Below are 23,234 nucleotides of genomic sequence, written 5' to 3'. Positions count from 1 at the left end.
TTTATATAACGGTTCTCACAGGAGTTGAAGATGGCAGCTACATGGGTACGACTTTGCATGGGAACGGCGCTGTCGCTCTCGCTTACAGGGCACGCGCTGGCGGACAGCGGGAAGATTACGGTGTTCGCTGCGGCGTCGCTGACTAACGCCATGCAGGATATTGCAACGGCGTATAAAAAAGAGAAAAACGTGGAAGTAGTCTCCTCGTTTGCCTCTTCGTCTACGCTTGCGCGGCAGATAGAAGCCGGTGCGCCTGCGGATCTGTTTATTTCCGCCGATCAAAAATGGATGGACTACGCGGCGGAGAAAAAAAGCATTGATAGCGCATCCCGCGAGACGCTGCTTGGCAACAGCCTGGTTGTGGTCGCGCCGAAAAGCAGCGTCCAGGGCAACGTGACGATTAATGCCAGCACCGACTGGAAAAGCCTGCTCAAAGGCGGACGACTGGCGGTAGGCGACCCGGATCATGTTCCTGCCGGGATTTATGCCAAAGAGGCGCTACAAAAGCTGGGCGCATGGGAAACGCTTTCGCCGAATCTGGCCCCGGCGGAGGACGTGCGCGGCGCGCTGGCGCTGGTGGAACGCAGTGAAGCGCCGCTGGGGGTGGTTTACGGCTCCGACGCGGTCGCCAGTCAGGGCGTCAAAGTGGTGGGCACCTTCCCGGAATCCTCCCATAAAAAAGTGGAATACCCGGTTGCCATCGTTGATGGGCATAAAAACGCGACGGTAAGCGCATTTTATGATTACCTGAAAGGGCCGGAAGCCTCCGCTATTTTTAAACGTTACGGATTTACGACACGCTAATGATACTCACCGATCCTGAATGGCAGGCCGTACTGCTGAGCCTGAAAGTCTCTTCTCTTGCCGTGGTATTCAGTTTGCCCTTTGGGATCTTCTTCGCCTGGCTGCTGGTGCGCTGCTCCTTTCCGGGCAAAGCGTTACTCGACAGTCTGTTGCATCTTCCGCTGGTGCTGCCGCCGGTTGTCGTGGGATATCTGTTGTTAATCGCCATGGGGCGGCGCGGTTTTATCGGCGAGCGGCTCTATGAGTGGTTTGGTATTACGTTTGCCTTTAGCTGGCGCGGGGCGGTGCTGGCGGCGGCGGTGATGTCTTTCCCGCTGATGGTGCGGGCGATCCGCCTGGCGCTGGAGGGGGTCGACATGCGCCTTGAACAGGCGGCGCGTACCCTGGGGGCCGGGCGCTGGCGCGTCTTTTTTACCATCACGCTGCCGCTGACGCTGCCGGGCATTATTGTCGGTACGGTGCTGGCGTTTGCCCGCTCGCTCGGTGAGTTCGGCGCGACCATTACCTTTGTGTCGAATATTCCCGGTGAGACGCGAACCATTCCTTCGGCCATGTACACGCTGATTCAGACCCCGGGCGGCGAAGGGGCGGCGGCGCGGCTGTGCGTGATTTCGATCGTCCTGGCGCTGATATCGCTGCTTGTTTCTGAATGGCTGGCGCGGATCAGCCGTCAACGGACGGGGGGATAAGCCATGCTGGCGCTCAATTTTACCCAGACGCTGGGTGCTCACCGTTTACAGGTTGCTGAAAACCTTCCTGCCAGCGGTATTACCGCCGTGTTTGGCGTTTCCGGGGCAGGGAAGACGTCGCTGATTAACGCGATCAGCGGTTTAACCCGCCCGGAGCAGGGGCGCATTGTGCTTAATGACCGCGTGCTGTTTGATGCGCAAAAGCGCATCTGCCTGCCGCCAGAAAAGCGTCGGGTCGGCTATGTGTTTCAGGATGCGCGCCTTTTCCCGCACTATAAGGTACGGGGTAACTTACGTTACGGCATGGCGAAATCGATGCACGCCCAGTTCGATAAGCTGGTGGCGCTGCTGGGTATTGAGCCGCTGCTCGACCGCCTGCCGGGGGGGCTTTCCGGCGGCGAAAAACAGCGCGTCGCTATTGGCCGCGCGCTGCTGACTGCACCCGAGCTTTTGCTGCTGGACGAGCCGCTGGCCTCGCTGGATATCCCTCGCAAACGTGAACTGCTGCCTTATCTGCAGCGGCTCACGCGGGAGATTAATATCCCGATGCTCTACGTCAGCCATTCGCTGGATGAAATTTTGCACCTCGCCGATAAGGTGCTGGTGCTGGAATCCGGCGAGGTAAAAGCCTTTGGCAATCTGGAGGATATCTGGGGAAGCCGGATTATGCACCCGTGGCTGCCGCAGGAGCAGCAGAGCAGCGTGCTGAAAGTGAGCGTACTTGAACATCACCCCCATTACGCAATGACGGCGCTGGCGTTGGGCGACCAGCACCTCTGGGTGAGCAGGCTGGACCGTCCGGCGCAAAGCGCCGTGCGGGTACGGATTCAGGCGACAGATGTGTCGCTGGTGCTGCAGCCGCCGGTCGGCACCAGCATTCGCAATGTGCTGCGGGCGAGGGTGGCCCACTGTTTTGATGTCGAAGGCCAGGTGGAAGTCCAGCTGGAGGTGGCGGGCCGCACGCTGTGGGCGCGTATCAGCCCCTGGGCCCGCGATGAGCTTGGCATTAAAGCGGGTCTCTGGCTGTACGCGCAGATCAAAAGCGTTTCAATAACCGCCTGATTACAGCAGCTCGCTTGCAATAAAGCGGGCGATATCTACCTGATTGCAGCAGGGGCTTGCCTGTAAGGCATTAAATTGCAAGACGCGAAAGTATTTAAACATAAACTCTGAATGACGTTTATGACGACCTCACAACGCAAATATTAAAAATATTTTTTGTTAGTCATTTCTGAACATGGATTAATAACATGACCTGATTAAGGTGGGTTTTAGCGGCTGCGTTAATTATCTGACCACGACTTGATAGATTCATCATTTACAGCATGTTTATTAACACTACATGGTTTTTAGGATAAATCCCAACACTGGTCGGTTTTCTAACCATTAACACCGCTCTATGATAGTAGCAATGGTAATCATACTTAGAGATTAATTATGGATACGGTTGAGGAGTTGAATGGAACGTACTTCTATGCGGGTAAATCAAATTTAACTGCTGCTGAAATGTTTTTCATGGTCTTTTGCGAGAAGACTATAGAACAATTTGGGTTAGGAGTTGCAGATTTTGGTGCAGTTATAGGAATAGTTTCAGGGCGAAATGTTCTGACTACGCGCACTAAACCCGGTGGGACTATTTTGGGCACATCCTATGCGTCAAAGGCATCCAGGGCAGTGTTTAAAAAAGCGAAATTTCCATTCGGCATGAAGCTGCCAACATGGTTAGGGGGTTATACTCCATGGACTGTAAGAAAACAAATGGTGCGCAATATTGCTCCATTTGTTGGACGAACCATACCGCTAATCGGTGTGTTAATACTTGCAAATGATGTTTCTCAAATTGTTTACCGAACTATCAGTGAGTACAATGCTATTGCCAGAGGAAACGATAAACTATGGTAGAGAATATAGAGAAGCGGGTATACGAAATCGTTCGCCCATATGCAGGAGTATATGTGTTTTCTGCTAAACCTGTCCCGTTAACCCCAGAAACAGATTTAGATACTGACCTGTCTATAGATGACCTTGAAGCGGAGGAACTCATGGAACAATATTTCAGTGAGTTTAAGGTAGATAAAGGCAATTTTAATATAAAAAAATATTATCCTGAGACACCGATTTCATGGAACATTTTCAAGAAAACAGAGCCTGTATTGGTGCCTGACTTTACGATAGGCATGTTAATTGAGTCAGCTAAAGCGGGCAGGTGGTTATACGATTAATATTATGGATGCTCTTAAATTATTATTGTACGCATCGCATAATATAATAAATTAGAATCACACGTTTTGCGTAATGTTAACAAAGTGATTGTTAACGACATCCGCTATTCCAGCTTCTGTATTGTCACCAATAATTAAATCAGCTATTGCTTTGACTTCATCCACAGCGTTACCCATTGCAACGCCCAGGCCAGCATTCGTCAACATACTTAGATCGTTATAGTTATCACCAAACGCTATAACCTGGCTCATAGACAAACCCTGTGATTCAACCCATTGCGTCAGGCGTTTACCCTTACTGTTTCCGGCCTGGGCTATATCTACCTGGTCGTGCCAGGACCACTCACAAGCAAGCCCTAATTCACGTTCTACAATCTGTCCAAAATTCTGTAGTTTCTCAGTGTCAGCATCGGTAAGCGCGAATTTCCAAATAGCATTGACATTTTGCGATGCTTCACGAAGAGAGGACACTTTTCTGAATATGGGGCGTTGTGATTCTGGAAGGGACTTAGCCCATAGTTCTGTACGGATAATATGCCCTGTTGGCTCCTGATAGAACATACCATCATCAGCATACATCAGGCTGTGAACATTGTAACTATTGAGTAAATCAACTAATAGTGAAGCTTGATCTGCTTTTAAAGGGTCTGCCGCAATCACGCTGTTGGTATTGTAATCGTACAATAAAGCACCATTACAGCATATTGCGGGCGTATTCAGTCCCAAAGCCTGGTAAAAAGGATGGATTGCAACATAATGGCGTCCGGTCACGATTACCACTTTTGCACCAGATTTCCGGGCATTTTGTAGGGCAGTTAGTGATTCAGAAAGAATCTTTTTTTCGGGCGTTAAAAGCGTCCCGTCCAAATCAAGGGCAATAATTTTATAGTCCATGTTCTTCACTGTAAAAGGTTTGATGTTATGTCAATAGTACATCGCTAAACTCATACTTCAAAACAATCACCAGGCCGACGCAGTTCTTGATACAGTACTGGGAGAGTCAGCCTCTACTAACGGTTGCTATTACAATAAATTGCAGGCGTTTCCAGGGCCAGCGCCTGATAAAAAGGGTGGATAGCGACGTGATGCCGGCCGGTGACAATGATCGGCTGATGTCCGGCGGCCTTCGCCCGTGAGAGCGCTTCGACGGTGGCTGGAAGGCGCGTTTTTTTGGGGGTGAGCAGAGTGCCGTCTAAATCGAGGGCGATTACGCGCGAAGTCATGTCTTTTTCCGTGGTCAATGATGAAATTCAGTTTCTTACGATGGTACACCCTGCCGCGCTATGGGCAAAATTTGCGGGTGAAATTCTGCATTCACCACGAAAAAGGGCTATCCTGGTAACTTAACGCCGTATTGAGGAGAGGAGTATTCATGAAACAAACCGTTTATACCGCCAGTCCGGAGAGTCAGCAGATCCATGTCTGGCGTCTGAACTCAGAAGGGACCCTGACGCTCGTTCAGGTTGTTGATGTTCCCGGCCAGGTCCAGCCGATGGTTATCAGCCCCGACAAGCGTTACCTCTACGTGGGCGTACGCCCGGAATTCCGCGTTATTGCTTACCGAATCGCGCCGGACGACGGGGCGCTGACCATGACCGCAGAGGCTTCGCTTCCCGGCAGCCCGACTCATATCTCTACCGACCACAGCGGTCGTTTCCTGTTCAGCGGTTCCTATAACGCAGGCTGCGTGAGCGTGACCAGTCTTGAGGACGGTATTCCCACCACTACCCTGGATGTGGTTGAGGGGCTGGAGGGCTGCCACTCCGCCAATATCTCCCCGGATAACCGCACCCTGTGGGTACCGGCGCTGAAACAGGACCGCATCTGCCTGTTTACCCTGAGCGATGATGGCAATCTGCAGCCGCAGGAGCCTGCGGAAGTGAATACCGTGGAAGGGGCAGGGCCGCGCCATATCGCTTTCCATCCGAACAAGCGTTTTGCATACTGCGTCAATGAACTCAACAGTTCGGTAGATGTGTGGCAGTTAAGCAATGCCCACGGCAATATCGAATGCGTGCAGACGCTGGATATGATGCCTGCCGATTTTGCCGATACCCGTTGGGCGGCGGATATTCATATTACCCCGGATGGTCGCCATCTTTATGCCTGCGACCGTACCGCCAGCCTGATCACCATTTTCAGCGTCTCAGAAGACGGCAGTATTCTGGCGGTAGAAGGGCACCAGCCTACCGAAACGCAGCCGCGCGGTTTCAATATCGATCACAGCGGCAAATTCCTTATTGCCGCAGGCCAGAAGTCGCACCATATCGCGCTGTATGAAATCAGCGGCGCGCAGGGGCTGCTGACGGAAAAAGGCCGCTATGCGGTAGGGCAGGGGCCGATGTGGGTCGTGGTTAACGCCTGGTAACGGGCAAAAAAAACCTCGCCGCGGCGAGGTTTTTTATTGACTTACTTCTTCGGCTCTGCCACAACCTGGCTGCCGACGCCGCGGTTGTTGAACTCCCACATACGGTTAAAGCGCGCGTCGTTCAGTTCGCGCTGGACGTTGCCTTTATCGTCCGTTGCCCCGGTGTTGCCCGCAAAAGCGCGGCCGGATACGGCGGCGTCGCCCCACGGTTTCGCCAGATTAAAGCCTTCGTTAATCACGCTGTCGCGGATAACGACCTGGCCATTGGTGTTGCCGTCAACATCCAGCGAGCGGCCCAGCTGCGCTACGCCGTCGCCGGCGGCGTTAAAGCGGCTGTTGATAGCGAGGAAGCCAAAGTTAACGCTTGAGAGGGTCGCGGGGGCGAAGACATACGCTTCCTGCTGAGTCCGTGAGTTGACCACCTGGAACTGGGTGTTATCAAACACCACCGCGCCGCGGCCCGCCACCATATCCACATCACCTTCTACATAGCTGTTGGTCACCAGAGTACGGGTCTGGCGATCGGTGCGCAGCGTATTATCCACGCCGCTGTTGGTCACGAAGAAGGTGTTCTGGCGGCCAAGAATGTTCACATTGTTCAGCTGAACTTTATCGCCATCGCTGCGAAACGCCACGGCCTGGTGATTGCCCGCGTCCACGCTATCGCCCAGCGCGTTCTGAATGGTCAGGTTCTGCAGCTGCAGGCCATTATTTTGCGACCAGAATACGGCGGAGCACATCACGCCGACGGCGGCGTTACGTTTGCTCTGGCAGTTATCGAACATATACCAGGCCGGTTTGCCCGGCATATATTTGCCCGACGGATTAACCAGCCTGCGCCAGCTTGCACTGTCCATTTCGGAATCAACAGCAAGGCTGATTTTGACATCCAGCGCTTTTTCGCCGGTACCGTAAATGGTCACGCTGCCCGAAGCGGCAGGGACAAACACGGTGCCTTCATATTCACCCGGCATCACCGCAATATACTGGCGTTCGCTGGAGTGCTTATTGATGGCGGCATCCACCGCTGCCTGAATAGTGGTATGGGTCACGCCGGGGGTTCCCGCCGGGCCGACCACAAAGTTCGCCTGTGCCGGAATGCGAATCGCATACGGTTTCCACGCCTGCGCGCCAGGCGTCAGGGAGGAGAAATAGTTATCGACCACGAAGTTTTTCGCTTCGCCCGCGGTGAGGACAGGGCGTGCAGAGGTGCCCGGCGCGGTTTGTTGAGAAGGCTGTTGATCCGGCGGCGTTGAGCTACAGGCGCTCAGTGTCGCGCCAAAAGCCAGTGCCAGCGTCAGACGAGATACCGTGGATGTGTTCAAGTGGTGCTCCAGCTGTGCAAGTTTAGTGAAATGTCCCAGAAGCCTGCTTTTTTATACTAAGTTGAGCGAAACGGGAAGCCGATTGTGCAAATCGGCTTCAAATGTCGCGTTTTTAGCTGAAAAGGGCGGTAATAGAGGCGCTACCAAGGGAGTGAAAATGGACGTTGAAACCTACCATCGCGCCGCTCGCTTCTTCATCTATCTCCAGTGATGCGACATCCAGCGCATGGACGGTGAAAATATAGCGGTGCGTTTCCCCCTTCGGCGGGGCCGCGCCGCCGTAGCCCGCTTTGCCGAAGTCGGTACGGGTCTGAATTGCGCCGTCTGGCAGCGCGCTCTGCCCGGAGCCCGCTCCCTGTTGCAGCACGCGGGTATCGGCAGGCAGATTTGCTACCACCCAGTGCCACCAGCCGGAGCCGGTGGGGGCGTCGGGATCGTAACAGGTGACGACAAAACTTTTGGTGCCGCCGGGCACCTCATCCCAGGCAAGGTGCGGCGAAATGTTATCGCCGTCGTAGCCCATACCGTTAAAAACATGCCGGTGCGGCAGCTTATGGCCGTCGCGTAGATCGTGGCTGACCAGCTTCATGCTCCCTCCTGTCAACGATGCAGTAACTTCAGCAGCTCCTGCGCGGTGGCGGCAGAAGAGGCCGGGTTCTGGCCGGTAACCAGATGACCATCGGTCACGACATATTCGCCCCAGTCTTCGCCGCGTTCATACAGGCCGCCTGCCTCTTTCAGCGCCTCTTCTACCAGAAACGGCACGACGTTGGTCAGGCCGACGCCTTCTTCTTCGCTGTTGGTAAAGCCGGTGACCCGTTTCCCCTCCACCAGCGGGCTACCGTCGGGCTTATGGGTGTGGCGTAACACGCCGGGCGCATGGCAGACGGTGGCAACCGGTTTGCCTTCGGCCCAGAATTTTTCGATCAGGGCGATGGAGACAGGGTGCTCGGCCAGATCCCACAGCGGGCCGTGGCCGCCGGGATAAAAGACCGCTTCATAGTCGCTGGCGACGATATCGCTCAGTTTACGGGTGTTAGCCAGCGCCTGCTGCGCCTCTTTATCCTGGCGAAACCGCTCGGTATCCTGGGTTTGCGCATCCGGGGCGTCGCTTTTCGGATCTAACGGCGGCTGTCCGCCTGCGGGCGAGGCCAGCGTGACGTCAATACCCGCATCACGAAAGACATACCAGGGCGCGGCGAATTCCTCAAGCCAGAAGCCGGTTTTCTGCCCGGTGTCGCCCAGAGCGTCATGGGAAGTCAGTACCATTAATATCGCCATTTTTCCTCCTGATTCCGGGATAAGTTAACTCCAGAGTGTAGTGCATCCCTGCATAAATGGCGGCGGATCAGGCGATAAACATCGCCTCATTGCGCACGGCATCCTTAACGGCCTGGGTGAGACGGCGCAGCTGATCCGGCTGAATAATATAGGGCGGCATCAGGTAGATAAGCTTGCCAAACGGACGGATCCATACCCCTTGCGCAACGAAGAATTGTTGCAGCGCCGCCATATTTACCGGCCGGGTAGTTTCCACCACGCCGATTGCGCCGAGTACCCGCACATCGGCGACGTTTTCGCACGCCCGCACGGGGGAGAGCTCAGCGCGTAGCTGGGCTTCAATCCCGGCGACCTGCTGCTGCCACTCACCGGATTCCAGCAGCGACAAACTGGCGGAGGCGACCGCGCAGGCCAGCGGGTTGCCCATAAATGTGGGGCCATGCATAAAACAGCCCGCCTCACCGTGGCTGATGGTGTCGGCCACCTGACGAGTGGTGAGGGTGGCGGACAGGGTCATGGTGCCGCCGGTTAACGCTTTACCGAGGCACAAAATGTCCGGCGCGATACCGGCGTGTTCGCAGGCAAACAGCCTGCCGGTGCGGCCAAAACCGGTGGCAATTTCATCAGCAATCAGCAGGATGCCCTCGCGGTCGCACATTTTGCGGATGCGACGGAGCCACTCGGGGTGATACATCCGCATCCCGCCGGCCCCCTGGACAATGGGCTCCACGATCACCGCCGCAATCTCATGGCGGTGGGCAGCCATCAGGCGGGCGAAGGCCACCATGTCGCGCTCATCCCATTCACCGTCCATCCGGCTTTGCGGCGCGGGGGCAAAGAGGTTTTCCGGCAGGTAGCCCTGCCACAGGCTGTGCATGGAGTTGTCCGGGTCGCAGACTGACATCGCGCCGAAAGTGTCGCCGTGGTAGCCGTGACGAAAGGTCAGGAAGCGCTGGCGCGGCTCGCCTTTCGCCTGCCAGTACTGCAACGCCATTTTCATCGCCACTTCCACCGCCACCGAGCCGGAATCGGCAAGGAACACGCACTCCAGCGGCGCGGGGGTCATCGCCACCAGCTTGCGGCACAGGCTGACGGCGGGCGCGTGAGTAATGCCGCCAAACATCACGTGCGACATGGCGTCAATCTGGCTTTTCATCGCCGCATTCAGCTGCGGGTGGTTGTAGCCGTGGATCGCCGCCCACCAGGAGGACATGCCATCCACCAGCCGTTCGCCGCTGGCCAGGAACAGTTCGCAGCCTTCGGCGCGCGCTACTGGATAGACCGGCAGGGGAGAGGTCATGGAGGTGTAAGGGTGCCAGATATGGCGCTGGTCAAATGCGAGATCGTCCGGGGTCATAATCGACTTGTAAACCAAATTAAAAACATTTAGGTTTACAAGACTACACGATTCCCACAACAAAACGTAGAAAATTATGACGACTCATTCTCGCTGGACACTGTCGCAAGTCACCGAATTATTTGAAAAACCGCTTTTGGATCTGCTGTTTGAAGCTCAGCAGGTGCACCGCCAGCACTTCGATCCCCGTCAGGTGCAGGTCAGCACGCTGCTGTCGATTAAAACCGGTGCCTGCCCGGAGGACTGCAAATACTGCCCGCAAAGCTCGCGTTATAAAACCGGGCTGGAGGCGGAGCGCCTGATGGAAGTGGAGCAGGTGCTGGATTCGGCGCGTAAGGCCAAAAATGCCGGTTCCACCCGCTTCTGCATGGGGGCGGCGTGGAAAAACCCGCACGAGCGCGACATGCCCTATCTTGAACAGATGGTGCAGGGCGTCAAGGCGATGGGGCTGGAGGCCTGTATGACCCTCGGCACCCTCGATGAATCGCAGGCGCAGCGCCTTGCCAGCGCCGGGCTGGATTACTACAACCATAACCTCGACACCTCGCCGGAGTTCTACGGCAATATCATCACCACCCGCTCTTACCAGGAGCGACTCGACACGCTGGACAAAGTACGCGATGCCGGGATCAAGGTCTGTTCCGGCGGTATTGTCGGGCTGGGTGAAACGGTAAAAGACCGGGCCGGTCTGCTGCTACAGCTGGCTAACCTGCCGACGCCGCCGGAGAGCGTCCCCATCAACATGCTGGTGAAGGTGAAAGGGACGCCGCTGGCGGATAATGACGATGTGGACGCCTTTGATTTTATCCGCACCATTGCGGTGGCGCGCATCATGATGCCGCAGTCTTACGTGCGCCTCTCCGCCGGGCGCGAGCAGATGAACGAGCAGACGCAGGCGATGTGCTTTATGGCCGGGGCCAACTCCATCTTCTACGGCTGCAAGCTGCTGACCACGCCGAACCCGGAAGAGGATAAAGATTTGCAGCTGTTCCATAAGCTGGGGCTGAACCCGCAGCAAACCGCCGTGCTGGCGGGGGATAACGAACAGCGCGCGCGGCTGGAGCAGGCGCTGATGACCCCGGACACCGATACGTATTACAACGCGGCAGCGGTATGAGCTGGCAGCAAAAAATCGACGCGGCGCTAAGCGAGCGTCGTTCCACTGACACCCTGCGCCGTCGTCACGCGGTGTCGCAGGGGGCCGGGCGCTGGCTTATTGCCGACGGTTGCAAATACCTGAATTTTTCCAGCAATGACTATCTGGGGCTGAGCCAGCACCCGCAGGTAATCCGCGCCTGGCAGCAGGGGGCTGAACGCTTTGGCGTCGGCTCCGGCGGCTCCGGCCACGTCAGCGGCTACACCACTGCCCATCAGGCGTTTGAAGAAGAACTGGCGGACTGGCTGGGCTACCCGCGCGCGCTGCTGTTCATCTCCGGTTTTGCCGCCAACCAGGCGCTGATTGCCGCGCTGATGGCCAAAGAGGACAGGATTATTGCCGACAGGCTTAGCCACGCCTCGCTGCTGGAAGCCGCCAGCCTCAGCCCGGCGCCGCTTCGCCGCTTCAGCCATAACGACACGCAGCACCTGGCGCGACTGCTTGCGGCCCCCTGTCCGGGGCAGCAGCTGGTGGTGACCGAGGGGGTGTTCAGTATGGATGGCGACAGCGCGCCGCTACGGGAAACAGACCGGGCGGCGCGGGCGCAAAACGGCTGGCTGCTGGTGGACGATGCCCACGGTATTGGCGTGGTCGGGGAGGCGGGGCGCGGCAGCTGCTGGCAACAGCAGGTGCGGCCGGATCTGCTGGTGGTGACCTTTGGCAAAGGCTTTGGCGTCAGCGGGGCGGCGGTGCTCTGTAGTGAAAGCGTGGCGGCGTACCTGCTGCAATTCGCCCGCCACCTCATCTACAGCACCAGTATGCCGCCTGCGCAGGCCCAGGCGCTAAGCGCCGCTCTGGCGTTAATTCGCGGGGAAGAGGGAAGGGCGCGCCGGGAAAAGCTGACGGCGTTGATTCAGCGTTTTCGCTCGGCGGTCAGTACCCGCGAGTTTACCCTTGCGGATTCGCAAAGCGCCATTCAACCGCTGATTGTCGGGGAGAATGGCCGCGCGCTACAGCTTGCCGATGCGTTACGCCGCCAGCAGTGCTGGGCGACGGCCATCCGCCCGCCAACCGTGCCCGCCGGCACCGCCCGCCTGCGGCTGACCCTTACCGCCGCCCATGAACCGCAGGATATCGACCAGTTGCTGGAGGTGCTGCATGGCGCAGGTCAATAAACAGGCCATCGCGGCCGCGTTTGGCCGCGCGGCGACCCATTACGAGCAGCATGCCGGACTGCAGCGGCAGAGCGCCGACGCGCTGCTGGCCCTGTTGCCGGAGCGGGCTTTCCCTCGCGTTCTGGACGCAGGCAGCGGGCCGGGGCGGATGAGCCGTTACTGGCGCGAGCGGGGCAGCGCGGTGACGGCGCTGGATCTCTCACCGCAGATGCTGGATGTGGCGCGCAGTCAGAACGCGGCGCATCAGTACATTGCCGGGGATATTGAATCCTTGCCGCTGGCGGACGCGCGCGTCGATCTGGCCTGGAGCAACCTCGCCGTACAGTGGTGCGGCGACCTGCAGCGGGCATTAAGCGAACTCTACCGGGTAGTGCGCCCCGGCGGGGTGGTGGCCTTTACCACCCTGGCACAAGGGTCGCTGCCGGAGCTGCGCCTGGCGTGGCGGGCGGTTGACGCGCGGCCGCATGCCAACCGCTTCTTAGCCGAAGCCCGCATCCGGGAAGCCGCCGACACATGGCGCGGGCGGTACCAGATGCAGACGATCACGCTGTGGTTCCCCGATGCGCTGAGCGCGATGCGTTCGCTGAAAGGCATCGGCGCGACCCATCTGCATGAAGGGCGCGAGCAGCGCGTACTGACCCGCACTCAGCTCAGGCAGCTCCAGCTGGCCTGGCCGCAGCAGCAGGGGCAATTTCCCCTGACGTACCATCTTTTTCTGGGAGTACTCACCCGTGACTGAACGCTATTTTGTTACCGGCACCGATACCGAAGTGGGCAAAACCGTTGCCAGTTGCGCGCTGTTGCAGGCGGCAACGATGCAGGGCTACCGGACGGCCGGTTATAAGCCCGTCGCCTCCGGCAGCGACATGACGACGGAGGGCTTACGCAACAGCGATGCGCTGGCGCTACAGCGTAACAGCAGCGTGGCGCTGGATTACGCCGCCGTTAACCCCTATACCTTCGCCGAGCCGACGTCGCCGCATATTATCAGCGCGGCGGAAAAACGGCCGATCCTGGCCTCGTCCCTTTCTGCGGGCCTGCGTGCGATAGAAGCCCGCGCTGACTGGGTGCTGGTAGAAGGGGCAGGGGGCTGGTTTACGCCGCTTTCAAAAACGCTGACCTTCGCCGACTGGGTGCAGGCGGAGCGGCTACCGGTTATTCTGGTCGTGGGGGTGAAGCTCGGCTGCATTAATCACGCGATGCTCACCGCGCAGGCGGTCCGCCAGGCGGGGCTACCGCTGGCAGGCTGGGTTGCCAACGATGTGCAGCCGCCGGGCCAGCGGCACGCGGAGTATCTCGCCACGCTACGGCGCATGTTGCCAGCCCCTTGCCTTGGGGAGATCCCCTGGCTTGGGCATGCGCCGCAGGATAAAGCGTGCGGGCAGTATCTGAACCTTAACCTGCTGACTCCGGCGGCAGCCAGTGCGACAGCATCTGCTCATCCAGCTGTCTGACCTCGCCCTGGGCGACGGTTCGTCCCCGGTGGAGCAGACAAAAACGATCGGCGACCCGGCGAATAAACGACAGCTGCTGCTCCGCCAGGAGAATCGTCATGCCGAAGTCGTGATTCAGCCGGACGATTAAGTTGCCCAGCTTATGGATAAACGCCTGCCCCAGCCCACGGGTAGGCTCATCCAGAATGAGCAGACGCGGGCTGTTGACCAGCGCCCGCGCCACGGCCAGCTGATGCTGGTTATCTTCTGACAGCGCTGCGCCTTTCATCTGGCGCAGGGAGTAAAGCTCCGGAAACAGCGCGTAGATATCGGCGCTCAGCGCGCTGCGCGGAGCGCTTCCCGCCAGCATCGCTATCTGCAAATTCTCTTCTACCGTCAGCTGCGAAAAGATGCGCCTGTCCTGCGGTACATAGCCAATCCCCATTGCGCTGCGATGTTCCGCCTGCAGGCCAAGCAGATCGCGCGGCGGGGAACCCGCCTCCTGCCACACCATGCTGCCGCTCTCTACCGGTAGATAGCCTGCGATACAGTTGATCAGGGTTGTTTTGCCCATACCGGGCATGCCGATAACGGAGTTACAGACGCCCGGCGTGAGATCGAGGTCGACATTCCACAAAGTATGCTGGTCGCCGTAATACTGGTTCACTGCACGTAAACTCAACATGCTCCGCTCCTGTTTCACATTAGGTGAAACCAGAGAAGTGCAAAAGGCTTGCCAGAAGGCGGGTCAGGCGTTTTTTTCGGAAGGCGCTGAACAAAAAGTGATATAAAACGCCTTTTTACCGGAGCGGGGTGAAATCCTCTGCACTCTGCCGGTGCCGCGCTGGCGGGTTATGGTGCAGCTAACGTGGAAAATCTCAGAAATAACCCGCAGAAAAAGTCGGTTTTGATAGCACTTTTCCTGCAAAAAATAGCGATAAAAATTTTTTAATCCTGCCGCTGCGCTCGCCGTCGGGTTTGCGGCGACTGGCGAGGCGTCGGGCCTGGAAGCACTTATCCACTATTCCTGTGGATAACCTTGTGTATTAGAGTTAGAAAAACGGCGACAAGCGAGTAAATACGCGGCCTGCGCCCGAATTGGCGCGAAAGCCGTCTTTTCCTGAATGTTTTTACAGATCAATTAGTTGAATAAAAGCAATGGTTGTAAGAAAAGTGTCACCCGCTGCCACAAAACTTTCATTACACAACTTGACAACTGTTAAAAAATGAATTTTTTTGGGGATAACCCGTCCCGCTGGTGTTTTGTTCTGTCTGGCTCGCTGCCAGCGCTTCGTTTCTTTTATAACACTGTTTTTTCATCCAGTATAATTTATTGGCAAATCCCGCTGTGGTGAGTAAAATTACTTACCTGTCCGCCCCCTTCATCAGGTCGTTGTCCATGAGTAAACCGTTCAAACTGAATTCCGCGTTTCGCCCTTCGGGCGATCAGCCAGAAGCCATTCGTCGCCTGAAAGAGGGGCTGGAGGATGGGCTGGCGCATCAAACCTTACTGGGGGTAACCGGCTCGGGGAAAACATTCACCGTGGCCAATGTGATTGCCGACCTGCAGCGCCCAACGATGGTTCTGGCCCCTAATAAAACCCTGGCCGCCCAGCTTTATGGCGAGATGAAAGAGTTCTTCCCGGACAACGCGGTGGAATATTTCGTCTCCTATTACGACTACTATCAGCCTGAGGCCTACGTACCCAGCTCCGATACGTTTATTGAAAAAGATGCTTCGGTGAACGAACACATCGAACAGATGCGCCTGTCGGCGACCAAGGCGCTGCTGGAGCGCCGTGATGTCGTGGTGGTGGCGTCGGTTTCGGCAATTTACGGCCTGGGCGATCCGGACCTCTATCTCAAGATGATGCTGCATCTGACGAAAGGGATGATTATCGATCAGCGGTCGATTTTGCGGCGTCTGGCCGAGCTGCAATATACCCGTAACGACCAGGCGTTCCAGCGCGGCACCTTCCGCGTGCGCGGCGAGGTTATCGATATCTTCCCGGCGGAGTCAGACGATATCGCCCTGCGCGTCGAGCTATTTGATGAAGAGGTCGAGCGGCTGTCGCTTTTCGACCCGCTAACCGGCCACGTCGAGTCGGTGATTCAGCGCTTTACCGTCTACCCGAAAACCCACTACGTCACCCCGCGCGAGCGTATTTTGCAGGCGATGGAGGAGATAAAAGACGAGCTGGTGGACCGGCGCAAGACCCTGCTGGCGAACAACAAGCTGCTGGAAGAGCAGCGGCTTAGCCAGCGTACCCAGTTCGACCTGGAGATGATGAACGAGCTGGGCTACTGCTCCGGTATCGAAAACTACTCCCGTTACCTCTCCGGGCGCGGGCCTGGCGAGCCGCCGCCGACGCTGTTTGATTATCTTCCGGCGGACGGCCTGCTGGTGGTGGACGAATCCCACGTCACCATTCCGCAAATCGGCGGCATGTACCGCGGTGACCGCGCGCGTAAAGAGACGCTGGTAGAGTATGGTTTCCGCCTGCCGTCGGCGCTGGATAACCGCCCGCTGAAATTTGAAGAGTTTGAGGCGCTGGTGCCGCAAACGATCTATGTCTCGGCGACGCCGGGCAATTATGAGCTGGAAAAATCGGGCGACGAAATTGTCGACCAGGTGGTGCGGCCCACCGGGCTGCTCGATCCGATTATCGAAGTACGCCCGGTGGCGACGCAGGTGGACGACCTGCTGTCGGAAATCCGCAAGCGTGCCGCTATCAACGAGCGCGTGCTGGTGACCACCCTCACCAAGCGGATGGCGGAAGATTTAACCGAGTATCTGGAAGAGCACGGCGAGCGTGTACGCTACCTCCACTCGGATATCGACACCGTGGAGCGCATGGAGATCATCCGCGATTTGCGCCTCGGCGAGTTTGACGTGCTGGTGGGGATCAACCTGTTGCGAGAAGGGCTGGATATGCCTGAAGTTTCGCTGGTCGCCATTCTGGACGCCGATAAAGAGGGCTTCCTGCGTTCTGAGCGTTCGCTTATTCAGACCATCGGGCGCGCGGCGCGTAACGTTAACGGCATGGCTATTCTCTACGGCGATAAAATTACGCCATCGATGGCGAAAGCCATCGGCGAGACCGAGCGCCGCCGCGAGAAACAGCAGCGCTATAACGAAGAGCACGGCATCACCCCGCAGGGGCTGAACAAGAAAGTGGTGGATATTCTGGCGCTGGGGGAAAACCTGGCGAAGACCAAAGCGAAAGGGCGCGGCAAGTCGCGCAATCCGGTGAAGGCCGACGCGGCAGATCTGGCGCTGACGCCGAAAGCGCTGCAGCAGAAAATTCACGAGCTGGAAGGGCAGATGATGCAGCACGCTCAGAACCTGGAGTTCGAAGAGGCGGCGAAGTGCCGCGACCAGCTGCATCAGCTGCGGGAACTGTTTATCGCTGCGTCGTGATTTTGCCCCTCACCCTAACCCTCTCCCCAGTGGGGAGAGGGGACCGATCGTGCGGTTTTCTCCCACCGGGCCGTAGCCCGGATAAGGCAGCGCCGCATCCGGGTGCATCCGTTGCCGCGCGTGATACGCTTCACAAAATAAAAAACGACGCTTAATGTTGCCTTAATAAAACCCGATTACTCTCCTGACTAACATCAGGAGAGTTTTTTATGCACAAAGAATTTCTGTATCAGTACCTCGCGGTGGCCCTCTCACTGGCCATCGTTATCGGCTTTAGCCAGCTGTGGGTTTTAAGCTACTAAGCGTCACCGCCGCGCGGGCTTAAAGGCCACCCAGGCGTGAACGCCGGGCCCTGGCGTGCGGTTTTGCAAAAAGAATTGCGCGTCGTGAAGCTGGGCGATACGCGAAACGATGCTCAACCCGAGCCCCGCGCCGCCGTACCGGCTGTCCATGCGCACAAACGCTTTGCTTAATTCACCGCTGCGCGCCTCGTCAACCCCTGGGCCCTCATCTTCCACCGATAGCACCGGCGAAACGTCGTTGGTCAGGCGCAGGGTGATGACCGAACCTGCCGGGCTGTAGCGGTGCGCATTCTCCACCAAATTTCTCACCAGCACCTGTAAGAGAGTGGCGTCGCCTGCGACGGCGACATCCGTATCGATCTTCGCAAGGCGCAACTGCTGTTGCCGCTCCTCAAGCATACGCTCCAGCTCTGCGCGCAGCGGGGTAACCACATCCTCCATAAGCGCGACCTGCTGATAGCTGCCCGCGGAGAAACACTGGCCGACGCGCGCCAGCTGCAAAAGCTGGGCGATGTTCTCCGTCATCTGATCGAGCCGCTGCAGCAGGGGCGCAACATCCAGCGCATGGCTTTTCGCCATCAGCTCCAGATGCAGACGCAGCCCCGCCAGTGGTGTGCGTAACTCATGGGCGACATCGGCGGTAAAGAGGCGTTCGCGCTCAAGGGTGGTGGTCAGCCGTGAAACCAGATGGTTAATGGCTGATGCCACCGCCTCCACCTCGCTCACGGACTTATCCAGGACAATCGGCTGCAGGTTATCCGGCGTGCGGGCGTCCAGCTCGCGCTGCAACGTGGAGAGCGGGCGGGTAATGGCTTTAACCGCCTGCAAACAGAGCAGCAGGGCAAGACCGATTATCACCAGCGACGGCACCAGCAGGCTGGCTACCGCTTCCCGCACTTCATGCTCAATATGCCTGTGGTTGTTATGGTTGTGGATGGCGCTCTCAACCAGCAGCTGGATCTGCTCTTTGCTCTCATGCCATAACCAGAAGACGCTGATAAGCTGGCAAAACACCAGAATAGCGCCAATGGTCAGCAGCAGGCGATTACGCATTGAGCCGCCTGCCAGCGTAAATTTCACCATAGTTATTCCTGTTTGCTCGCACTAAGCAGCATATAACCGTAGCCCCTGACGGTGCGGATACGCGACTTGCCGATTTTGTCGCGCAGGTTATGGATGTGCACCTCCAGGGTGTTGGTCGCCGGTTCGTTATCCCAGTTATAGATATCGTTGTAGAGAATTTCCCGGTGCACCGGCGAGCCGCTTTTTAGCATCAGCCGCGAGAGCAGGGCATACTCTTTGGGGGTCAGCTCCAATAGCTGTTCATCAAGCCATGCCTGGCGGCGCGTCATATTAAGGCGCAAATTGCCGTCGACAAGCTCGCTATCCGCCTGATTATTATAGCGGCGCAGCAGCGCGCGGATGCGCGCGTTAAGCTCCTCAAGCGCAAACGGCTTCACCAGATAGTCATCCGCGCCGCAATCAAGCCCGGAAATCCGATCGCCAAGGGTGTCGCGGGCGGTAAGAATCAGTACCGGCAGGGCGAACTTCTCCCGGCGCAGGCGCGCCAGGAAGTGCATCCCGTCTTCGTCCGGCAGCCCAAGGTCAAGCACCATCAGGCTGTAATGCCCGGTCGCCAGGCTTAGCCCCGCCTCATGGGCGGTCGAGACGCCATCGCAGGCGTAACCTTCGCTCTGCATCGCCAGAATCAGCCCCTGTTGCAGCAGGGCGTCATCTTCCACAACCAGAATTTTCATTTTGTCTCTCCCCGACAGGCGGTTAACAGATCGTCCTGCGCATGGTACTCACGGGTGCTGACGCCGGTCAGCCCCAGCAGGGTAGAAAAGAGATTATCCTGCGAAACAGCCCGTTGCTGGCTCTCTTTTTGCAGACACTGGCTTGCCACGCCATAGCGTTGCTGATAATCCTTTGATAGCCAAATTAGCACAGGAACGTGTTTTTGCGTCTGCGGGGCGATGGACCAGGGCAGCCCGTGCAGGTAAATGCCGTCTTCGCCCAACGATTCGCCATGATCGGAGAGATAGACAAGGCTGGTGGTGAACCTGTCCTGCTTCGACTCCAGCAGCCTGATTGCCTTATCGACAATGTAATCCACATACAGGATAGTGTTGTCGTAGGTGTTCACCAGCTGCTGCTGCGAGCAGGTCTGAATCTGGCTGGTACTGCAAACCGGCGTGAACTGGCGAAACTGCGCCGGGTAGCGGTTGTAATAGGTCGGGCCGTGGCTGCCGATGGTATGCAGAACGATGACCCCATCATGCTGGAGATGGTTAATATAGTCGTCCAGCTGATGGAACAGCACCTCATCCAGACACTCCCCGTCAGTACACTGCCCCGGCAGCTTAAGCTGCGTCATATCCTGGTGCGGCACGCGGTCGCAGGCCCCTTTGCAGCCGCCGTCGTTCTCATTCCACAGCACCTGAATGCCTGCTCGCTGAATAATATCCAGCAACCCCTCCTGGTGGTGGGCAAGCTGCTCGTCATAGTGCGCTCTGGGCATATTCGAGAACATACACGGCACGGATATCGCGGTAGCGGTGCCGCAAGAGGTGGCGTGAGGGTAGTAAATCACATTGTCCTGTTTCAGGCGCGGGTTGGTCTCCCGGCCATAGCCGCCAAGAGAAAAATCGTCCGCCCGGGAGGTTTCCCCGACAATCAGGATAGTCAGGTTTTTACGCGGCCCTTGCTGCATCTGCGCCTTCTGATGCGCATCTTCGCCAATGCGTACCAGCGGCAAATTGTCCAGCCGGTTATGGCTGTACCAGGACCAGCTGGCGGCAATGCTGTTCGACGGACTGAGCGTTTTTACCAGCTCCTTGTGGTTACGAAACAGCGAGGCGTAATCCTTATAAAAGAGCAGCGCGACAAAGACAATTAACAATCCGGAGAGCACGATACTGCCCATGCGCAGCAGCGCGCTGCGCCAGTACGGTCTCGCCGGTAGGGTTCTGATCCACCATGCCAGCGCCACGGCCAGCAGGCCAAACAGCAAAAGTGACCCCACCAGGCGCGGCGACAGCAGGGCAAAGCTTTCCGCCGGGGTAGTATCGAGAATGTTGGTTACCATCGAGCGGTCCACCACCACGCTAAAGCTGATGATGAAATATTGCGCCGCCGCGCTGACCAGCACGAAAAGGCTTATTACCAGCCGTTCAAGACGCAAAAACGAGGCCAGCGTTAACACGATATTGATAACGCAAAACGCCACCACCGGCATGGTGGCGAACACCAGTCCATTATGCAGAGAGTTGACCGGCAGCAGGTGAAACGCCTGATGATAAAAAGCCAGATTAAGCGGCAGAGCAATATAGAGGGCAAACAGAATAATAAAACTCAGGCGGCTCAGTGTCGGCCTGGGGAGACGAAGCGTGCGCATAGCATGGACCCGTTAACGAACAGGATTGCTATGCTGGCAGCGGAGCGTTAAGACAACCTTAAGAAGTTAAGAAAAGCCAGGCTGGGGGGCCCGGATACGCTTCGCTTATCCGGGCGGCTCTCAGTTAGCCAAGCGCCTGCACGGCCTTTTCCAGCGCGTCGCGCAGCAGATGCCGGTCGTGGCGGTAGGGAATATCGCTGGCCTCCAGTTCCCCCTGCACCACAATCCGGTCGGTAATGGCGCTGATATCCACCTTCGGCCCGACGATGGCCGCGTCGATAATGGGTTTACCGACGTACTGCTCCATGATCGCCAGTTTATCTTTCAGGCTCAGGCTGGCGGCGGCGACGCTCAACTCTTTACCCAGGTTGGCGATGTAGACCACCGGGGCGGGCGTGCGGCGTAGCGCCTGCGCCAGATCGTCAAGCAGCAGCAGCGGCAGCAGGCTGGTATAAAAACTGCCGGGGCCAATGAGGATCAGATCCGCCTCGGCGATGGCCTGGATCGCTTCACGAGTGGCATGCACTTTCGGAAACAGCATCAGCTCCTGCACCGGCGAGTCGAGCAGATCGATATTTACCTCGCCATACACCATGTTACCTTCGCTATCGGTGGCCATTAAATCCACCGGATGTTCGGACATGGGAATCAAAAACGCATCTACCTTAAGCAGGTTACGAATGAGATTGATGGCCTCCAGCGGCCGCACGCTAAGGTGATCGAGCGCCTTTAACATTAAATTTCCGAGGTTATGCCCGGAAAGTTCGCCGTTACCGCTAAAACGGTACTCAAACATCGCCGAGGCCACGCTGGGCTCGGTGATTAACTGGTTGAGACAGTTGCGCATATCGCCCCAGGCAATGCCGCCTTCGGAGCGGCGAATTCGCCCGGTTGAGCCGCCGTTGTCGGTGGTGGTGACAATGCCGGTCAGGCGCGAACCCAGCGAGGAGAGAGAGGACATCACGCGGCCCAGGCCATGCCCGCCGCCAAGGGCGACAACGCGGTCCAGGTCCGCCAGTGTGCGATTGCGCATTACTTCTTCCTTCAAATAAGTGACCGCGTTACGTTAACGTATATACCACCAAATGACGATGCCGCAACCGGCGGAAAATGACCGATATCAAAGCAAAAAAGCCTTTTTCACGTACTCTGGTGTGAAATCGCAGCAACAATACGTTATGTAGATATTTATACAACGTTAATGGCGATGGCGAAAACCGGCGCTTCGCGCTACTATCGCCTGACATACTTTACACTCTAGCCTCTGCGCCTAAGTCTGCTGATACGGTGCTTTGGCCGTGGCGATACGCTGTATCCGCCGCCAGGGTGCGGAAAGAAATGACCGCACCTCCCGTATCTGGAAAGGTGTACATGGCCACACAACTTACTGACTCGTTCACGCGTAAGTTTTACTATTTGCGCTTGTCGATCACCGATGTCTGCAACTTTCGTTGCACCTACTGTCTGCCCGACGGCTATAAACCGGGGGGCGTCACCAACAAAGGTTTTCTCAGCCTTGACGAAATCCGCCGCGTCACGCGGGCGTTTTCCGCGATGGGGACGGAAAAAGTTCGCCTCACCGGCGGCGAACCGTCCCTGCGCCGCGATTTTACCGAGATCATCGCCGCCGTGCGGGAAAACCCAGCGCTGCGTCAGATTGCCGTTACCACCAATGGCTACCGGCTGGCGCGCGATGCCGCGCGCTGGCGCGAGGCGGGCCTGACGGCGGTTAACGTCAGCGTTGACAGCCTCGACGCCCGCCAGTTTCACGCCATTACCGGACAGGATAAATTCACCCAGGTGATGGCAGGCATCGACGCCGCTTTCGCCGCCGGTTTCGACAAGGTCAAAGTCAATACCGTGCTGATGCGCGACGTGAACCATCATCAGCTTGATACCTTCCTTGCGTGGATTAAGCCGCGGGCTATCCAGCTACGTTTCATTGAGCTGATGGAGACCGGCGAGGGCAGCGAACTGTTTCGTCGCCACCATATTTCCGGTGCGGTATTACGCGATGCCTTAATCCGCCGCGGCTGGATCCAGAAGCTGCGCAACCGCAGCGACGGCCCGGCCCAGGTCTTCTGCCACCCGGATTACCTGGGTGAAATTGGCCTGATCATGCCTTATGAAAAAGATTTCTGCGCCAGCTGCAACCGGCTGCGGGTATCGTCCACGGGCAAGCTTCATCTGTGCCTGTTCGGCGATGGCGGCGTTGAGCTGCGCGATCTGCTGCAGGATGACGGCCAGCAGGCCGCGCTGGCGTCACGTATCGAAACTGCCCTGGGCGCTAAAAAGCAGACCCATTTTCTGCATCAGGGCAATACCGGTATTACCCAAAACCTTTCTTACATTGGCGGATAGCTG

22 protein-coding genes, 1 pseudogene and 1 riboswitch are annotated in these 23,234 nt (G+C 57.4%); of the genes and pseudogenes, 12 read left to right on the top strand and 11 right to left on the bottom strand.

The window, feature by feature from the left end:
- Positions 1-30 precede the first annotated feature (30 nt).
- The 5 genes from modA (at position 31) to ENTHG_RS09390 (ending at position 3,715) form a co-directional block, all read left to right on the top strand.
- Positions 31-804: a molybdate ABC transporter substrate-binding protein gene (gene modA / locus ENTHG_RS09410; RefSeq protein ID WP_044178362.1), complete on the top strand. Its 774-nt coding sequence runs from the start codon at positions 31-33 to the stop codon at positions 802-804.
- Entirely contained in the window at positions 804-1,493 is a 690-nt protein-coding gene (modB, locus tag ENTHG_RS09405) for a molybdate ABC transporter permease subunit (RefSeq protein ID WP_044178359.1), read from the top strand. Before modA ends, modB begins: the two co-directional genes overlap by 1 nt.
- A 3-nt stretch (positions 1,494-1,496) precedes the next feature.
- Positions 1,497-2,555 carry a molybdenum ABC transporter ATP-binding protein ModC gene (gene modC, locus ENTHG_RS09400; RefSeq protein WP_044178356.1) on the top strand — a complete coding sequence of 353 codons (1,059 nt, stop codon included), beginning with the start codon at positions 1,497-1,499 and terminating at the stop codon, positions 2,553-2,555.
- Positions 2,556-2,930: 375 nt separating this feature from the next.
- Positions 2,931-3,395 (top strand): STM2901 family protein, encoded by a 465-nt coding sequence (locus tag ENTHG_RS09395; protein ID WP_044178354.1) that lies wholly within the window; start codon positions 2,931-2,933, stop codon positions 3,393-3,395.
- Entirely contained in the window at positions 3,389-3,715 is a 327-nt protein-coding gene (locus ENTHG_RS09390) for a DUF1493 family protein (protein ID WP_044178351.1), read from the top strand. Before ENTHG_RS09395 ends, ENTHG_RS09390 begins: the two co-directional genes overlap by 7 nt.
- A 57-nt stretch (positions 3,716-3,772) precedes the next feature.
- On the opposite strand, the gene ENTHG_RS09385 is transcribed toward ENTHG_RS09390, so the two are convergent.
- Together ENTHG_RS09385 and ENTHG_RS09380 are read right to left on the bottom strand one after the other, a co-directional pair.
- Positions 3,773-4,609 carry a pyridoxal phosphatase gene (locus tag ENTHG_RS09385; protein ID WP_044178348.1) on the bottom strand — a complete coding sequence of 279 codons (837 nt, stop codon included), beginning with the start codon at positions 4,607-4,609 and terminating at the stop codon, positions 3,773-3,775.
- A gap of 128 nt (positions 4,610-4,737) precedes the next feature.
- Positions 4,738-4,938: pseudogene (locus ENTHG_RS09380) on the bottom strand (HAD hydrolase family protein); the annotation flags it as partial.
- 149 nt (positions 4,939-5,087) lie between these two features.
- Here ENTHG_RS09380 and pgl point away from each other — a divergent pair.
- The gene (gene pgl, locus ENTHG_RS09375) at positions 5,088-6,083 is read left to right on the top strand and encodes a 6-phosphogluconolactonase (protein WP_044178343.1); all 996 of its coding nucleotides are present in this window, start codon (positions 5,088-5,090) and stop codon (positions 6,081-6,083) included.
- A 41-nt stretch (positions 6,084-6,124) separates the two neighbouring features.
- Here the strand turns inward: pgl and ENTHG_RS09370 are convergent, their stop codons facing one another.
- The 4 genes from ENTHG_RS09370 to bioA all read right to left on the bottom strand — a co-directional run bounded on the left by ENTHG_RS09370 (position 6,125) and on the right by bioA (position 10,046).
- Complete coding sequence (locus ENTHG_RS09370; protein ID WP_044178339.1) at positions 6,125-7,408, bottom strand: putative acyl-CoA thioester hydrolase; 1,284 nt, start codon at positions 7,406-7,408, stop codon at positions 6,125-6,127.
- Positions 7,409-7,520: 112 nt separating this feature from the next.
- Positions 7,521-7,997: a kinase inhibitor gene (locus ENTHG_RS09365; protein WP_044178336.1), complete on the bottom strand. Its 477-nt coding sequence runs from the start codon at positions 7,995-7,997 to the stop codon at positions 7,521-7,523.
- Between the two features lie 11 nt (positions 7,998-8,008).
- Positions 8,009-8,689, bottom strand: coding sequence for a type 1 glutamine amidotransferase domain-containing protein (locus ENTHG_RS09360; RefSeq protein WP_044178334.1), 681 nt, complete (start codon positions 8,687-8,689; stop codon positions 8,009-8,011).
- A 67-nt stretch (positions 8,690-8,756) separates the two neighbouring features.
- Positions 8,757-10,046 (bottom strand): adenosylmethionine--8-amino-7-oxononanoate transaminase, encoded by a 1,290-nt coding sequence (gene bioA / locus ENTHG_RS09355; RefSeq protein WP_044178331.1) that lies wholly within the window; start codon positions 10,044-10,046, stop codon positions 8,757-8,759.
- Between the two features lie 76 nt (positions 10,047-10,122).
- Between bioA and bioB the strand changes: the two genes are divergently transcribed.
- From bioB to bioD, 4 genes are read left to right on the top strand one after another with little or no spacing between them, the layout of a single operon-like run.
- Positions 10,123-11,163, top strand: coding sequence for a biotin synthase BioB (bioB, locus tag ENTHG_RS09350; RefSeq protein ID WP_044178328.1), 1,041 nt, complete (start codon positions 10,123-10,125; stop codon positions 11,161-11,163).
- Positions 11,160-12,317, top strand: coding sequence for an 8-amino-7-oxononanoate synthase (gene bioF / locus ENTHG_RS09345; RefSeq protein WP_044178325.1), 1,158 nt, complete (start codon positions 11,160-11,162; stop codon positions 12,315-12,317). Before bioB ends, bioF begins: the two co-directional genes overlap by 4 nt.
- Positions 12,301-13,056, top strand: a complete 756-nt coding sequence (gene bioC, locus ENTHG_RS09340; protein WP_044178322.1) for a malonyl-ACP O-methyltransferase BioC — start codon at positions 12,301-12,303, stop codon at positions 13,054-13,056. Before bioF ends, bioC begins: the two co-directional genes overlap by 17 nt.
- Positions 13,049-13,771, top strand: coding sequence for a dethiobiotin synthase (gene bioD / locus ENTHG_RS09335; RefSeq protein ID WP_044178318.1), 723 nt, complete (start codon positions 13,049-13,051; stop codon positions 13,769-13,771). The genes bioC and bioD overlap by 8 nt, the downstream gene beginning before the upstream one ends.
- Here bioD and ENTHG_RS09330 read toward each other — a convergent pair.
- Complete coding sequence (locus ENTHG_RS09330; RefSeq protein WP_044178314.1) at positions 13,713-14,435, bottom strand: ABC transporter ATP-binding protein; 723 nt, start codon at positions 14,433-14,435, stop codon at positions 13,713-13,715. The two genes, bioD and ENTHG_RS09330, sit on opposite strands and share 59 nt — an antisense overlap.
- 714 nt (positions 14,436-15,149) lie before the next feature.
- Here ENTHG_RS09330 and uvrB point away from each other — a divergent pair.
- Complete coding sequence (gene uvrB / locus ENTHG_RS09325; protein WP_044178313.1) at positions 15,150-17,171, top strand: excinuclease ABC subunit UvrB; 2,022 nt, start codon at positions 15,150-15,152, stop codon at positions 17,169-17,171.
- A 305-nt stretch (positions 17,172-17,476) separates the two neighbouring features.
- Here the strand turns inward: uvrB and pmrB are convergent, their stop codons facing one another.
- The 4 genes from pmrB to yvcK all read right to left on the bottom strand — a co-directional run bounded on the left by pmrB (position 17,477) and on the right by yvcK (position 21,903).
- Positions 17,477-18,556, bottom strand: a complete 1,080-nt coding sequence (gene pmrB, locus ENTHG_RS09320; protein WP_044178310.1) for a two-component system sensor histidine kinase PmrB — start codon at positions 18,554-18,556, stop codon at positions 17,477-17,479.
- 2 nt (positions 18,557-18,558) lie between these two features.
- Positions 18,559-19,230: a two-component system response regulator PmrA gene (gene pmrA / locus ENTHG_RS09315; protein ID WP_044178308.1), complete on the bottom strand. Its 672-nt coding sequence runs from the start codon at positions 19,228-19,230 to the stop codon at positions 18,559-18,561.
- Complete coding sequence (gene eptA, locus ENTHG_RS09310) at positions 19,227-20,870, bottom strand: phosphoethanolamine transferase EptA (protein WP_044178305.1); 1,644 nt, start codon at positions 20,868-20,870, stop codon at positions 19,227-19,229. Before eptA ends, pmrA begins: the two co-directional genes overlap by 4 nt.
- 124 nt (positions 20,871-20,994) lie before the next feature.
- Positions 20,995-21,903, bottom strand: coding sequence for a uridine diphosphate-N-acetylglucosamine-binding protein YvcK (gene yvcK / locus ENTHG_RS09305; RefSeq protein ID WP_044178303.1), 909 nt, complete (start codon positions 21,901-21,903; stop codon positions 20,995-20,997).
- Between the two features lie 208 nt (positions 21,904-22,111).
- Positions 22,112-22,254, top strand: a riboswitch (molybdenum cofactor riboswitch).
- Here yvcK and moaA point away from each other — a divergent pair.
- A complete protein-coding gene (moaA, locus tag ENTHG_RS09300) occupies positions 22,242-23,231 on the top strand; it encodes a GTP 3',8-cyclase MoaA (RefSeq protein ID WP_044178301.1) in 990 nt (329 codons plus the stop codon). Its footprint overlaps the riboswitch before it by 13 nt.
- Positions 23,232-23,234 lie beyond the last annotated feature (3 nt).

The sequence above is a fragment of the Phytobacter massiliensis JC163 genome (assembly GCF_000321045.1).
In the GTDB taxonomy this organism is placed as follows: domain Bacteria; phylum Pseudomonadota; class Gammaproteobacteria; order Enterobacterales; family Enterobacteriaceae; genus Phytobacter_A; species Phytobacter_A massiliensis.
This window is presented reverse-complemented; position numbering and strand designations above follow the sequence as displayed.